13 protein-coding genes are annotated in these 13,091 nt (G+C 55.9%); 4 read left to right on the top strand and 9 right to left on the bottom strand.

Features of this window, described 5'->3' with window-relative positions; all coding sequences use genetic code 11:
* Positions 1-8 precede the first annotated feature (8 nt).
* The 5 genes from Poly59_RS02015 to Poly59_RS01995 all read right to left on the bottom strand — a co-directional run bounded on the left by Poly59_RS02015 (position 9) and on the right by Poly59_RS01995 (position 3,917).
* Entirely contained in the window at positions 9-905 is an 897-nt protein-coding gene (locus tag Poly59_RS02015; RefSeq protein WP_146532398.1) for a hypothetical protein, read from the bottom strand.
* 257 nt (positions 906-1,162) lie between these two features.
* Entirely contained in the window at positions 1,163-2,782 is a 1,620-nt protein-coding gene (locus tag Poly59_RS02010) for a Na+/H+ antiporter NhaC family protein (RefSeq protein WP_146533195.1), read from the bottom strand.
* Positions 2,783-2,815: 33 nt separating this feature from the next.
* On the bottom strand, positions 2,816-3,121 hold the full coding sequence (gene gatC, locus Poly59_RS02005) for an Asp-tRNA(Asn)/Glu-tRNA(Gln) amidotransferase subunit GatC (protein ID WP_246151314.1): 306 nt from the start codon (positions 3,119-3,121) through the stop codon (positions 2,816-2,818).
* A 159-nt stretch (positions 3,122-3,280) separates the two neighbouring features.
* Positions 3,281-3,559, bottom strand: coding sequence for a 50S ribosomal protein L28 (rpmB, locus tag Poly59_RS02000; RefSeq protein WP_146532396.1), 279 nt, complete (start codon positions 3,557-3,559; stop codon positions 3,281-3,283).
* A 127-nt stretch (positions 3,560-3,686) separates the two neighbouring features.
* Positions 3,687-3,917 (bottom strand): hypothetical protein, encoded by a 231-nt coding sequence (locus Poly59_RS01995; protein ID WP_146532395.1) that lies wholly within the window; start codon positions 3,915-3,917, stop codon positions 3,687-3,689.
* On the opposite strand from Poly59_RS01995, the gene Poly59_RS01990 reads away from it, so the two are divergent.
* Both Poly59_RS01990 and Poly59_RS01985 read left to right on the top strand, forming a co-directional pair.
* Positions 3,916-4,449, top strand: coding sequence for a hypothetical protein (locus Poly59_RS01990; protein ID WP_146532394.1), 534 nt, complete (start codon positions 3,916-3,918; stop codon positions 4,447-4,449). The genes Poly59_RS01995 and Poly59_RS01990 overlap by 2 nt on opposite strands.
* A gap of 345 nt (positions 4,450-4,794) precedes the next feature.
* The gene (locus Poly59_RS01985; RefSeq protein ID WP_246151313.1) at positions 4,795-5,721 is read left to right on the top strand and encodes a DUF1559 domain-containing protein; all 927 of its coding nucleotides are present in this window, start codon (positions 4,795-4,797) and stop codon (positions 5,719-5,721) included.
* 53 nt (positions 5,722-5,774) lie between these two features.
* On the opposite strand, the gene Poly59_RS01980 is transcribed toward Poly59_RS01985, so the two are convergent.
* The 3 genes from Poly59_RS01980 to Poly59_RS01970 all read right to left on the bottom strand — a co-directional run bounded on the left by Poly59_RS01980 (position 5,775) and on the right by Poly59_RS01970 (position 10,060).
* Entirely contained in the window at positions 5,775-6,431 is a 657-nt protein-coding gene (locus Poly59_RS01980; protein WP_146532392.1) for a 3-keto-disaccharide hydrolase, read from the bottom strand.
* A gap of 162 nt (positions 6,432-6,593) precedes the next feature.
* The gene (locus Poly59_RS01975; protein ID WP_146532391.1) at positions 6,594-6,986 is read right to left on the bottom strand and encodes a hypothetical protein; all 393 of its coding nucleotides are present in this window, start codon (positions 6,984-6,986) and stop codon (positions 6,594-6,596) included.
* A gap of 95 nt (positions 6,987-7,081) precedes the next feature.
* The gene (locus tag Poly59_RS01970; RefSeq protein ID WP_146532390.1) at positions 7,082-10,060 is read right to left on the bottom strand and encodes a serine/threonine-protein kinase; all 2,979 of its coding nucleotides are present in this window, start codon (positions 10,058-10,060) and stop codon (positions 7,082-7,084) included.
* A 187-nt stretch (positions 10,061-10,247) separates the two neighbouring features.
* Between Poly59_RS01970 and Poly59_RS01965 the strand changes: the two genes are divergently transcribed.
* The gene (locus tag Poly59_RS01965) at positions 10,248-11,660 is read left to right on the top strand and encodes a sulfatase-like hydrolase/transferase (protein ID WP_246151312.1); all 1,413 of its coding nucleotides are present in this window, start codon (positions 10,248-10,250) and stop codon (positions 11,658-11,660) included.
* Positions 11,661-11,829: 169 nt separating this feature from the next.
* Positions 11,830-12,810, top strand: a complete 981-nt coding sequence (locus Poly59_RS01960; protein WP_146532389.1) for a dihydrodipicolinate synthase family protein — start codon at positions 11,830-11,832, stop codon at positions 12,808-12,810.
* Positions 12,811-12,825: 15 nt separating this feature from the next.
* On the opposite strand, the gene Poly59_RS01955 is transcribed toward Poly59_RS01960, so the two are convergent.
* Positions 12,826-13,017 carry a CPXCG motif-containing cysteine-rich protein gene (locus Poly59_RS01955; protein ID WP_146459548.1) on the bottom strand — a complete coding sequence of 64 codons (192 nt, stop codon included), beginning with the start codon at positions 13,015-13,017 and terminating at the stop codon, positions 12,826-12,828.
* Positions 13,018-13,091: the final 74 nt, after the last annotated feature.

The raw sequence follows: 13,091 nt of genomic DNA, 5'->3' as shown, positions 1-13,091 counted from the left end.
GCTGGAGACTAAGGCGTGAAGTAACGCAACCAGTTTCGCAGACCTTGGCCGGGCACGTAAGCCTTGGGTTGTCCCAGTAGGCCAGGGCCGACTTGGACAGGGTTCGCGGATTGTCCAAATGTCAACAGCGGGCCGACCGGTGCAGCGGTCGCTGGCGGAACCGCGATCGGCGCGGCAATCACGCCAGGCGGCGGAATGGTTCCAGGCGCGTATGTGTTGTTGGGTGGCGCGTAACCGGTGGGAGCCTGGTATCCGACGGGGGCTTGATAGCCAACTTGCCCGCATCCAATTCCGCTGGCCGCCGAATAAGTACTGGGGCCTGATACGTTGCTGCAGTTATACATCGTTGCGTAACCAGCGTTGCCAAGACTCGGTTGTGCGATCGGGACCAAGTCACTGCTGGATGAGATTCCTTGCTGTGACAATGTCTGTGGTGGCAATGTCGAAGACGGCAGGGAGGACATCGGCAGATTTGAAGGCGGCGATGACGAACGTGGCAGCGAACTTGGTGGCGGTGCGATCCGTGCCGGAGGCAGAGGCGTCGATGTGGCGGGCGGTGTGAAAGTCGCAGGCGGCGCCGAATAACTAGGCGGCGTCATTGTGGATGGCGAAGTGGATGGTGGTGCCGTCACGGCACCGTTTTCTCCTGTCGCCGGAAATGACAGCTGCATCGCGGTTTGTCGTACCTGCGAGCTGTAAGCCGTTTCTTGGAATGCACCGGCCGTTCGAACTTCTGTCGCGGCGGGTGATCGGTACTGGTCCACGGCGCTAGGTGCACCAATCGGACGCAGTCGAGTTTGGGGCGTGTCAAAATTTTGGGATGATGCATTGGTAGCCATGAATACCGTCGCCAACGGCATCGCCAAGAAAGCGGCTGCGAGATTGGTCGTGAGTTTTCGTTTCATGGTTCATCCTTTGATTTCAATTTCCGCCACCAGCAACGGTGCCTAGCTGTTTCCGTAATCGCTGGTGAATTACGGTGCAAGATCGATGCCACTTCCGCCGCGTTTGACCGCATGGATTTGACTTGTTGGTTTCACGGTAGGTTTCACCTCGGCAAAGTCCTTTGCACGGTTGTTAACCCACGACGTCTTTTTTGATCGAAAGTTGTTCTTGATCGACTTGGTAGAGCTTGTTTGACGCATCGCCACTTGTAGGGATTTCAATCCGGTGCAATCGTTTCAAGCTCTGCTTTGCTAGCAACGATGGGTGATTGGCCGAATCGAAACAGCACCGCTGCTAAGATGATCGACGAAACGGCCAGGCAAATCCATGGCGATACTCCGACCGCGGCTGGCAATGTGCCGGTAACGATGCAAACGATCGCGACTGCGATGGCGTATGGCATTTGCGTTCGAACGTGCGAGAGATGGTCACAGCCGCTGGCTCGGCTTGATAGGACGGTCGTGTCGGAGATCGGTGAGCAGTGGTCACCAAAAATTGCACCGGCCAGTACCGCGCCGCAGGTCGTCAGCGCGATCGCGCCGGCTGGATCGCCGCTAGGGTCGAGTTTTAGAGCCAGCGAAATCGAAAGCGGAGTTAGGATTCCCATCGTGCCCCAGCTAGTCCCAGTCGAAAACGCGACTGCGCCGGCTAGGAGGAATACCACCGTTGGCAGCATGCGTGGGTCCAGCCGATCCGACAAAACGCCTGCCAAGTAGCCACCGGTGTCGAGTTGGTCGGGTTCAGTCATGCCCGAGAGTGCCCACGCGAACCACAGGATCAACATGGCTGGTAGCATTTGGATAGCACCGGCCAAAGCGGCTCGTAGCGCCGTGTTGATGTCGCATCCGCCAAGCGCCAAGTGGCTGCGGATTGCCACTAGCAATCCGGCACCACCGCCCACGATCAGGGCCAAGTACGAATCACCGTTGCCGAGCAATTGGCCGGCCAATCGCAGCGGCCCGTCGCCGTCTTTGGGCGTCGGCATGCCGGCGTATCCCGTGATCAACAGAACGATCCCGACCGCGCTCAAGCACGCCATCACCGGCAGCACGGCCGCCAACCATAGCCAGCGACTGGCTGCTGGGTTCGTGTCATCATTTTCGTTTGATTCAGCGTTACTTTGTTCAGATCGTTTGTTGTGCGATTCGGATTCGAACCGCCGCATCGGGCCGAAGTCGCGCCCGGAAAGCGAAACCATGAACACCATCACGATCGCCAACCAGGGATAGAACCGATACGGAATCGACTGGATGAACATCTCGAATGCCGCCGCCGAATCGGTGACGCCAGCGGCGCTGAGCCCCTCGGCCATGTAACTGATCTCGATCGCTGCCCACGTGCTGACGACGGACAGTCCAGCAACGGGTGCGGCGGTCGAGTCGACTAGGTAGGCCAGTTTCTCGCGTGACACACCAAACCGATCGACGGTGGTCCGCATCGTTCCGCCGACCAAAAGCGTGTTGGAATAATCGTCAAAGAAAATCGCCAAGCCCGATGCTGCGACCATGGTCTGCGCACCGCATCGAGTGCGGACACGTTTGGACAGTCGCTGGATCAGCGACCGCATGCCACCGCCTTTCTCCAGCACGCCGACCATGCCGCCAAGCAGTAGGCTAAACGCGAGTGCCTGCAGATGCGATGTCGCAAGAACCGACCGTTGCATCGCGGTAAAGAACACGAAGATAGAATCCCACCAAGCATGGTCAGGAATTCGCCGAGCGAGCAGGACCGCGCCGACAAAAACGCCGGCCGCGAGTGGCAAAATGACTCGCCGAGAAGCGATCGCCAGTGTGATCGCGACCAATGGCGGTAACAGCGATTCAGGCCCGGCTGGCATGGTGTTCACACCTTCGCTGAGCGACCCGGGCGACTATTTCCGTGCACCGGCCGAGCCGAGAACGGGTGGTACCAAAAAACACTCGTCGTCATGAGATGGCGAATTGGCAAGTGCCTGTTGGTGAGTCAGGCCGGCAACGGGCGTATCTTCTCGCCATCGATTGTCGACATCAAGTGCTGTCGTCATCGGCTCGACGCCATCGGTGTCCAGTTCTGACAGTTTCTGAACAAATCCGAGGATCCCATCGAGCTGGGGACGCACCTTTTGTACCTCGGCATCGGACAAGTCCAACCGGGCCAAAAGAGCAAGTTTTCGGACATCTTCGTCAGTAAGTGACACGCAGTTGGTCCATGGAATAGGCGCAGGAAACGCCGCCGATTTCCATACGCCCAGCTTTGCAAACTTAGCTGGACTGAAATCAGCGACCAGTCAACTGAAAGGGTCTCTGTCAAGGATGGTACATCGCGCTGCGATCACCGCCCAAGACAACCGACACACTTACTTTGCCTTTGCGCTGGAATTTCCAACGTCAAATGGCTTGGTTTTGACGGTCTTGCGAACCACACCACTGCGGATGCATTGCACACAGACACGCAGGGTCTTGTTCTCGCCCTTGGGGGTCGTCACATGGACGCGTTGCAGGTTGGGGACAAACTTACGACGAGTGATACCGGTAACTTTGGTACCGACACCGCCCAAATACTTTGCCTTACCGCGAGTCTCGATGCGGTTGCCCATTTGGACTTTTTTGCCGCACGCTTCACATTGCCGTGCCATGACGTTTCTCTTGGATTGCTATGGATGATCGATGGTTTATCTGATGTTCTTTCAGCGAAGCCCGGCACTATAGCGACTGGATCGTTATTGGAGAAGGATGATTCCGCAGGCTTCTTGCCCAGTTTGGTCAGTTGGTCCCCGAAATCGCCGGTTTGCCGCTGGTAATTGGTTGTTTCATCGCCTTTTTGCGCTGTCCTTTAGACTTTTTTCGCGTTTTTCGGATCGAATTGCCGGAAAGCTTCACGTTTGTGGCATGGAATGCCGAACGAAACTCCTGTTGCCGGTTGTCGGCAAAGTTTGCCAGGCTTGCCGAAGCGGCGTTGCCGGCACAGGTCCCCAACCACGAACTTTTTGCCATGATTTCGAATTCGAAGTACTCCGCTGCGATTGCGGTGGCGTTTGCCTGTTTGGCGATGACGACGGGGTGTACGTCGATCAAGTTGCCAGCTAGCCCGTTTTCCCACCCAGCCGGCGAATTGGGTGACTACACGGGGCTCGAGGGCGTACCGCAGATGCCGGAATCGGAATCGGAAAGGGTCTATTTCGCCGTTAAACAAGCGATCGCCAACGACAGCATAATTTTGCATGTCCCGGGCGAAAATCCGTCGACTCGGATTCTGCCGCTGCCGACCGACGGCCGCAGTGTCTATGTCAGCACGCTGTTAGAGCAAACCGGCGTCAAGAAGAAGATGGGCTTCATCAATGCCACTCTGTACCGGCATTCATCGGACTCGATCGCAGGAATTCCTTTGGAATGCCGCATGAATCGAGATGGAAGCTCGATCAAGGCAGAGTGCGACTATTCACTTCAACCGGGCGACCGGCTGACGGTTCGCAAGGGCACCAATCCGGCGATGCAGTCGATTTTCAACACAATGCTAGGTCTATAAGTTCCCGTGGCTTGCCGACATGACTCGAGCCAACGGCAAAGGTTTTTGTCGATTTTTCGCGGAAAAGGTTCCCTCGGGGGATACAAGCATTAAAACTGTAGGAGTAGGCGATTCGAGTGGAACCCGATCGCGAGCGCCGAAACGGCTTCACTGAGTGTTTATCCATGGGCATTGATTCCTGCGGATTGGCCCTGTGCAAACGGTTCAGCGGAAACCCATGACACTGAGTCTTCGATTACGGATTCGAAGGTTTCAGTTGCTGCAGGTATTTTTCAGGTGCGGAACCCTCATTGTCTTCGATTGAAGAATTCGCGATTCGCGAATTCCCATCCAACGAATTGCCGTTTGGCATTCACGTTGATCGAGTTGTTGGTGGTGATCGCAATCATCGGAATCTTAGTCGCCCTCTTGCTGCCTGCTGTTCAAGCAGCCCGCGAGGCAGCTCGTCGCGTCCAATGTCAAAACCATCTGCGGCAAATCGGTTTGGCGATCCACAACTATGAATCGACGTACCGAGCGATGCCTTGGGGCGCCAAAGGCGGCTGGGGACAAAGCTGGACGACTGATATTTTGCCGTTCATTGAACAGACCGCGCTGTGGGAACGGACCCCGCAGGGTGACGATGGCACGGCAACGTCCAATTCACCCGAAAGCGATCGCTTGCGAGAGTTGGCGCGAGCGGCAATTCCGACCTACCGATGTCCTAGCCAACCGGGCCCAAGCCATTTTGGCGAAGAGATCGATTTGCTGACCGGACGTGCACTCAACAGCTATCTGGGGAATGCCGGTAGCGATGTTCAGCGCGACACGTATTCGGCGTCGGGATATCGCGGAATGGAAGCCGGTAACGGTGTCCTGCGCGTGACGGATTGCGTGTCGGATCCAAGTCAGCCGCCGTGGCCACCTGCGATTCGGTTCAATGGAATCCTGGACGGGCTAAGTCATACCGTGCTGGTCTCAGAGACTCGCTACATCGATTTGCACGAGTGTGGAATTTGTGACCACTTCTCGCTCTATCATCCCGATTTCGATCGTGCCCGAGGAACTGACTTTTCCGAAGCGTTGATGTCGTTGAAGTACGGAATCAACTTGCGGGATGTTCCCAAGGAACAGCTCGAAATGTCGGTCAGCAGTTTTCACACTGGCGGCGCGCACATGTTGATGTGCGATGGATCGGTCCAGTTCGCAAGCGAAAGCTTGGATGAATCGATTCGGAACGCGATCGGGTCGAGAGCCGACCGTGAGGTCTATGACCAGTCGGCACTGCAGTAAGTTTCCGCAGTGAGCGCGACTGGTCGTTCTTGGCAAACGCCGATTTCAGGCGACTAAGGCAGTCGTTTGACTTTAAGATTGCGAAAGTAAACCTTGCTTTCGGGGTCGTGTGCTTGCAGCGCGAAAGTGCCTTCACCCAGCAATCGTTCGAAGTCGGGGGTGGCGGCTTTTTGCCCTTCGGGCTCGGTGTAATCGACCATCGTTTTGCCATTCACCTTCAATACAACGTTGTTGCCGTTGACAATGATTTCTTGCAAATACCATTCATTATCTTTGACGCCTGGATCGGCAACATTGACGACGGAGTACAAGCTGCTGGTCTTTTTGGGGTCTTTGTGTGAAACGTTGACTTGGCATTCAAAGCCCGCCTTGGGCCATCCCTCGGCTTGATACTTGGTGTGGAAATAGATGCCTGCGTTGCTGCCTGGTGTCGTCATGACTTCGGCGCTGAAGTGAAAGTTTTTCCACGGCGCTTCTTTGCCGACGTAGAACAAGTGGCATCGCTCGCCATCACAATACAGCTTTCCTTCCTCGATCTTCCAACTCTCTGGGTGTTCTTCGGCTTTCTTCCATCCGTCAAATGATTTCCCATCGAACAGTGAAACGAAGTCAGTCTTAGTCTCGGTTGGTGATTCTGCGATCGCGCTGGTGGATACGAAAGCCACAGTTGCGATCAAGGAAAGTGCGGCAGTCAAAAAACGTAAGGTCATGATTGAGGCTCGGGGCGTAGGAGGGAGGGAAACGTGCGAAAGCGAATGCGCGATGGAGAGAAAATCACTTGCACTATTAGCGCAAAAAAAATCCGCTCACCGAGTGCACGGGGAGCGGATAGTCTATCCGAGTTCGGGTTCAGTGCTCGGGATGCTTAGGAACTACAGTTTTGAATCGGTTGCGGGCAATTCGTTGGCTTTAATCTTTTCGCCAAACGTCTTGCCGTCGCTGCTCTTTTTTTCGTTCCCTTTCTTGATGCCTTCAAGGATTTTTGCCTTGGCTTCTTCGGGATGCTCTTTGACGTATTCTTTCGGGAAGTCTTCTGCCTTCAAGAACTCCATCAATGCTTGCCCGTATTCGTTCCGGACTTTCTTTTTATCTTCGCCCTTCACGTGGCAAACATAGCAGCCAGCTTTCCGGCCAACCTTCTTGAAGTCCTCGTCAGCATCATCGCCAAGATACTCGTTCTTCCACTGTTTGCTGAACTCACTCGTTGCGAAAGTCGGTGATGCAAACAGCACCAAACATCCAAAAATCATTGCCAGTCGTTTCATGCATTTGCTCCAAAGGTTGCGGTGTCGTGTAGGTGGGAAAGTGAAGGTGGGGTCAATCTGGTCGCTGCATTACACTAAAATTTGTAATGACAAATCTATCGTGACAGTGTTGGCCAGCCACCCATTAAGTCTGATGACTTGTCAAAAGTCAAATCGACGTCTCGATTTAAGATGTCGTCGGTATTGTGCAGATCGACTGATGGGGCGGAAAACGTTGCTGAGGACAATCGAGACGAATTGTCTTCGAGGACCGGCAAAGTTGGTAGTTGTCTCTCACTAAATCCGGGCGCAGACGAGGTTTCCGCTTGACGGTAATCGGCCGGTTGCCGTCGGTTCATTGGTTTATCCGTTAGTCTCGGTGCAACCCAATTGACCGACCATCGGGGCTGGTTTTCGTCGGCCCACGAAGGCGGATTGGTGGACAGTTGGCTCATTCGTGTGGTTTCGGTTTGGCCGTCTGTGGTCGATAAACGCAGCATAGGACCGCTCAGCGAGTTGTCGGCGATGTAAGCATTGCTGGAACCTTCCATCCGTAACCACTGAGTTGCCAATTGATCCGGCGATAGTCCGGCGATGTCAAACTGAGCCGATGCGGGTTCGACGATGAAGACACATTTGCGAGCCAAACGGCTGGTCGGAACCGGGTAGGCGCCGCTGACACCGAGCCGAGTTCGCATGATTCCATTGGGGGCGTGGGCGGTCACACGTGTCAGGGACAAATTGATGTTTCCTGCACTCGGTGGCGGTGGCCGCCGAGCACCCGCGGTATCGATCATTCGATCGGTCACGGCCAGCATTCCGTTGTCCCAGTCCAGCCAAAGCTTGGCGGCATAGTCCATGTGCATCATTGTCATCTCGCCGCGAACAATGACGTTGTAAAGTTTCATGTCGACGAGCGGGAAAATGTCTCGTGCGGTTCCCTGTTCGCGACGAATTCGCGGCAGTTTGTCAGGATCGGTGACGATCTCGAACGCGTAGACTTCGTCTCGCAGCGATGGGTTGTTGATGGTGACGCTGCAGTCGGTCAACACAACGCTAAGGTTGTCGTTGATTTCGAACATCGATCCGCCATCGATTTGGTCGCTTGGTACGGTCCACGTAAAGTGCAAGTCGTTGAATTCGATCGGGTGCGATCCGATCGAAAACATCCTCGCGCGTTCCATTGTCACGCCTTCGGGGGACTGGAACACGATGACGCTGCCGCCGCCGACCGACGACGTGATTTCCAAATCGTCGACATCGATGCGGACGGGGCCGCTGATTAAAACCGGAACGGCAATCTCGACGTGAGTGATTTGGTACTTCTTGGCAATTTCTAATGCGCGTTTAAGCGAGGGAGCAATCGCGGCACCGCTGCTGTCGCGATCGATTGCGGGATCCAGTTCGGGGCCTACAACGCGAACAAGCGTTGGTGCAGAAAAAGCGGTCGATTTTGCCTTCTGTAAATCATCGATGATGGTTCCTTGTTCAGACGCCGTCAGTGGCACGCTAGGTGGGGGCTCGGCAAGCGCTCCGGTGGTTCCCGTAGTTCCCGACGGTCGCATCGCTGGATTCGAAGTCGTCAGTTCATTTGGCACGGGAAAGACGGTCAATCGGGGCGGTTGGCCGGTCGACAAACGCTGGATCATCAATGCCGCTGCCTCGGCACTCGTTTCGGCGGCCAGACCAGGCGGCAACGAGGGATCGAGCAGGCCGGGTTCGAGCACAGTGCTCTGCGGCGAGACAATTCCGGATTGAGTAACAGTGCCGGCACCAGTTCCAGCGATCGCAGTGCTAGGCCCATCGGATGGATTCGACGGTGCCGACGCGGATGGCGCCGGGCGTACCGGTAAGACGCGACTGGGCCGGCCAGCTGACTTGGGGATGATGATGTCCTCGCGGCTGGCGGCTGATTCCAACTGCAACCATGCTGCCGTGGCAACCAACAACGCCGCCGCGGCAAGCCAAGGCAGGTGACGTTCAAGCCAGCCCAGCAGTACGTTGGGAGTTTCCGAAGCGATGGAACCTGCTAGCCGTGATCGCGTCAGTCCGTCGCGTGCTGCGACGACGTGCAAATCGGCAATCAAGTCATTCGCATTCTGGTACCGATCGCCAGGCTTTTTGGCCAGCATCTTCTGGATCACCGAGACCAGGTTTCCGCTGACTTCGGGGCGCAGCGAGCGAGTATCCGGTGGCGCCGCGTTGCCGTGGCTTAATAGCTTTTGCAGCATCGTGCCGCCGGGATACGGCGGTGATCCTGTCAGCATGAAGTGCAGCGTGCAACCGAGCGAATACAAGTCGCTGCGTAAGTCGGCGTCGCGCGGATCGTGCGCCTGTTCGGGCGAGATGTAGTCGAACGTTCCCAGCGTCACTCCGCTGGCCGTCATATCACCACTCATTTCCAAATTGTCGCTGCGAGCCAAGCCCATGTCGACCAACTTGATCTTGCCGTCGCTGGCAATCAAAACATTCGACGGCTTGATGTCGCGGTGAACGATTCCGCGATCCGACGCGTGCTGCAAAGCGTCCGCCAACTGGACCGTATAAAACACAGCCTCGTCGATCGAAAGTGGCCCGTTGGTTTGGACCCAGTCGCGAATGTTGGTGCCTTCGACGTATTCAAAAACGATGTAATGCCAACGACCGTGGCTACCAGCGTCAAATACTTTTGCGATCCGTGGATGATCCAGCTTTGCCGCGCTTTGCGACTCGTTGCGAAACCGACGCTGCAGGTCGGGGTCCTCGCCAACGAACGGAATGACTTTGATCGCAACGGTTCGGTCAAGTTGCTCGTCATGAGCTTTGAAGACCGCCCCCATGCCGCCGCCACCGATCATGGCTTCCAGCAAAAAATGGTTCAGCCGTTGGCCCAGCAGAACTTTCGCCACGGACGCCGGCGTCCGGTCGATTGGATCTGAAACACTCGGCGACAATGCCGCTCGGGATGAGCCACGGATGACCGTATTGGCTTCGGCGATTAGGTCCGCCGACATCCCTGATCCATCAATCGCGCCGCGCACTGATTGATCCTTTTCCGATCGACTGGGTCGATGGACGGTTGAAGCGTCGGTTTGGATGGGGTCTTCGGCGGTCATCGAATCTCGCGACTAGGCAAATTTCATTGCAAAAACAGCAGTTACGATCTGCCGGCGACCTGCTCCTATTCTAATTTCGTTGGCAAGGACGGTCAATCAAACGGCACCTCGGCCAAGCCGTTCGGATAAGATCGGTGGCCTCGTTAGCCTCATAAAACGCCCCATCGCTATGACCGAACCTACGCCAATGACGATCCGACGCTCCACTTTGTTCATTACTGCGGCTATGCTCGGATGCTGGATCTTGCTGGCCAAATCGTCTTCTGCCGATGCGGCGCCACTGGAATCGCCCCAGCAGGTATCTGGGCCTCGGTCATCACCCCCGAATGTGCTGGTGATCGTCGCCGATGATCTTGGGTTCGCCGATCTGGGGTGTTTGGGTTCCACTGACATGCAAACGCCGGCACTGGACGAATTGTACCTGCAATCGTTGAAACTAAACCGTTTGTACGCGAATTGTCCTGTCTGTTCGCCGACACGCGCGTCGATTTTGACAGGGCGATATCCCGATCGAGTCGGCGTGCCCGGCGTCATTCGGACCAATGCAAACAACAGTTGGGGGTACTTTGCGCCTTCGACGCCCACCATAGCCCAGCGACTCGGTGACCTCGGATACCAGACTGCGGCGATTGGCAAGTGGCACTTGGGGCTGCGCGGCGAGAACCATCCGATGCAACGTGGCTTTGATTCATTCGAAGGCTTCTTGGGCGACATGATGGACGACTATTTCAACCATCGTCGTCACGGCATCAACTACATGCGTCGCAACGACGCCGAAATCGACCCCCAGGGCCACGCGACCGACTTGTTCAGCCAGTGGGCGTCTGATTTTGTCTCGAAGAATTCGGATTCGCCCCAACCGTGGTTTCTGTACTTGGCTTACAACGCACCGCACACGCCAATTCAACCACCCGAGTCTTGGTTGTCAAAGGTCAAGGATCGCGAAGCAGGGATCGACGATACACGAGCCGCCTTGGTCGCTTTGATTGAACACATGGATGACGGTATCGGGCGAGTCCTCGATTCACTGCGTTCGTCAGGGCAATTCGAAAACACGATCATCGCGTTCATTAGCGATAACGGAGGCCAGGTCAATGTCGGCGCAAACAATGGAGCGCTTCGTGACGGTAAAGGTTCGATGTATGAAGGCGGGATTCGTATTCCCGGTTGCATTCGAGTTCCTGGTGTCACGAAAGCTGGCAGTTCAACCGACCAAGTCTGCGTGACGATGGATCTGCTACCAACGATCCTGGCGTTGGCTGGGCGGCCAGAGATGCAGGAAACGGTTGACGGCGTTTCCTGGGTCCCGCTGCTAAAAGACCCTGACGCATCGCTTCCCGATCGAGAAGTCTTCTTTGTCCGGCGTGAGGGAGGCTTTCAGTATGCCGGATTGACAATCGAGGCCTTGCTAAGCCGGAATCTCAAGCTGGTCCACAATTTTCCGACGCACTCGTTTGAACTGTTCGATCTGAACGCCGATCCGGCTGAATCCAAGGATTTGGCCAAGAGTCTGCCTAAGGACTTCCGGAACATGATCGAGCGTTTGCAACGCCACGTCCAAGGTGGCGGTGAAGTGCCGTGGCAAAAAGATGATCATTAGCCGGATCGCAGGCGTGACCACAAATAACTTGCCGCCCGCCAAATTAATGAGATTAGACTTTAGGCGACGAGACTCGGCCCGTAGACGTAACGCAAGTCTTGCTTTCCCACGTCCGACCACCACCTGCCCAACGTTAGACTCAGCGTTTCTGACCTCTTTTTAAATCACCATGTCTGAACGAATCTCCGGAATTTTCACGCCGAATATCACTCCCGTGGACGCATCGGGACGAATGGACGAAGACAAGCTTTGTGGCTACGTCGACTGGCTGATCGATCGCGGCGTCGACGGTTTGTATCCCAACGGCAGCACCGGTGAATTCGTTCGCTTCACGGCGGCCGAACGTCGACGCATCGCTCAGGTGGTCATCGAACAAGCGGCCGGCCGAGTTCCGGTGATGGCTGGCGCCGCCGAAGCCAACGCTCGCGAAACCATCGAAGCCTGTGAAGCCTACGGTGCAATGGGTGCTCGCGCGGTCGCGATTGTTGCACCGTATTACTATCGACTTTCCAGCGAAGGTGTTTATGCGTACTTTCGCGAAATTGCCGACAACGTTTCAGTTGATGTGACGCTGTACAACATTCCGCTGTTCGCATCACCGATTGATGTGTCCACGGTCATTCGGTTGGCGTCCGATTGCCCGCGAATTGTTGGCATCAAAGACAGTTCCGGTGATCTGCCCAACATGATGCGAATGATATCGGCAATTCGACCGATGCGCGACGACTTCTCGTTCTTGACCGGATGGGACGCTAGTTTGGTGCCGATGCTGATCGTCGGTTGTGATGGCGGTACGAACGCGACGAGCGGAGTCGTTCCGGAATTGACTCGCGCCATCCATCGCAGTGTTCAGGCTGGCAACATCGACGACGCGATGAAGATGCAGTACCAACTGTTGCCGCTTTTCGACGCCTTGATAGGGCTGGGCGAGTTTCCCGAAGGCTTTCGTGCCGGTGCTCGTTCTCGCGGCTGGGACTTGGGGCCTGGGCGAGTTCCCATCACACCGGCTCAGCGAGAGTCCATTAGAAGCACTCAGCGGCAAATCGACGCCCTTGTGAACGATGCCCCCTGGATTGGACCCGATCAAACGATGTCACCGGAGACGATCGAGGGAATTGTCGGCCGCGTTCTGCGTCAACTCGGTTCGTAAAGCCGATGGGGCTTTCTAGTTGAGATCCTGTTCCGCTTCGGCCCAAACCCGCGGTTCGTCGTCGACCCAGTCCACGTGGATCACACTGGGGTTACAGCAAACAGGACAGTCTTCGACGTATTCTTGCGATCGACCTTCGACGGGATCCAGAGGAATCACAATCTCTTCGCCGCAGCTGTCGCAAATGTAGGATCCTTCGTTTTCCATCGGTTTGGTTCTCGAGGTTGGCGGTCTACGTCTGGCCCTATCGTGGCCGTATACTCGTAGCTTGTAGGGTGCCT

The sequence above is a fragment of the Rubripirellula reticaptiva genome (assembly GCF_007860175.1).
Lineage (GTDB): Bacteria > Planctomycetota > Planctomycetia > Pirellulales > Pirellulaceae > Rubripirellula > Rubripirellula reticaptiva.
Note: the sequence above shows the minus strand (reverse complement) of the source record. Positions and strands in the feature narration are given on the sequence as shown.

What these genes read in the sequence shown, in the direction of transcription:
- Poly59_RS01975 (WP_146532391.1), bottom strand. Translation starts at nt 6,986, where the DNA reads ATGAAACGACTGGCAATGATTTTTGGATGTTTGGTGCTGTTTGCATCA.
- Poly59_RS01980 (WP_146532392.1), bottom strand. Translation starts at nt 6,431, where the DNA reads ATGACCTTACGTTTTTTGACTGCCGCACTTTCCTTGATCGCAACTGTG.
- Poly59_RS01965 (WP_246151312.1), top strand. Translation starts at nt 10,248, where the DNA reads ATGACGATCCGACGCTCCACTTTGTTCATTACTGCGGCTATGCTCGGA.
- Poly59_RS01955 (WP_146459548.1), bottom strand. Translation starts at nt 13,017, where the DNA reads ATGGAAAACGAAGGATCCTACATTTGCGACAGCTGCGGCGAAGAGATT.
- Poly59_RS02010 (WP_146533195.1), bottom strand. Translation starts at nt 2,782, where the DNA reads ATGCCAGCCGGGCCTGAATCGCTGTTACCGCCATTGGTCGCGATCACA.
- Poly59_RS01990 (WP_146532394.1), top strand. Translation starts at nt 3,916, where the DNA reads ATGATTTCGAATTCGAAGTACTCCGCTGCGATTGCGGTGGCGTTTGCC.
- Poly59_RS02015 (WP_146532398.1), bottom strand. Translation starts at nt 905, where the DNA reads ATGAAACGAAAACTCACGACCAATCTCGCAGCCGCTTTCTTGGCGATG.
- Poly59_RS01960 (WP_146532389.1), top strand. Translation starts at nt 11,830, where the DNA reads ATGTCTGAACGAATCTCCGGAATTTTCACGCCGAATATCACTCCCGTG.
- rpmB (WP_146532396.1), bottom strand. Translation starts at nt 3,559, where the DNA reads ATGGCACGGCAATGTGAAGCGTGCGGCAAAAAAGTCCAAATGGGCAAC.
- Poly59_RS01970 (WP_146532390.1), bottom strand. Translation starts at nt 10,060, where the DNA reads ATGACCGCCGAAGACCCCATCCAAACCGACGCTTCAACCGTCCATCGA.
- Poly59_RS01995 (WP_146532395.1), bottom strand. Translation starts at nt 3,917, where the DNA reads ATGGCAAAAAGTTCGTGGTTGGGGACCTGTGCCGGCAACGCCGCTTCG.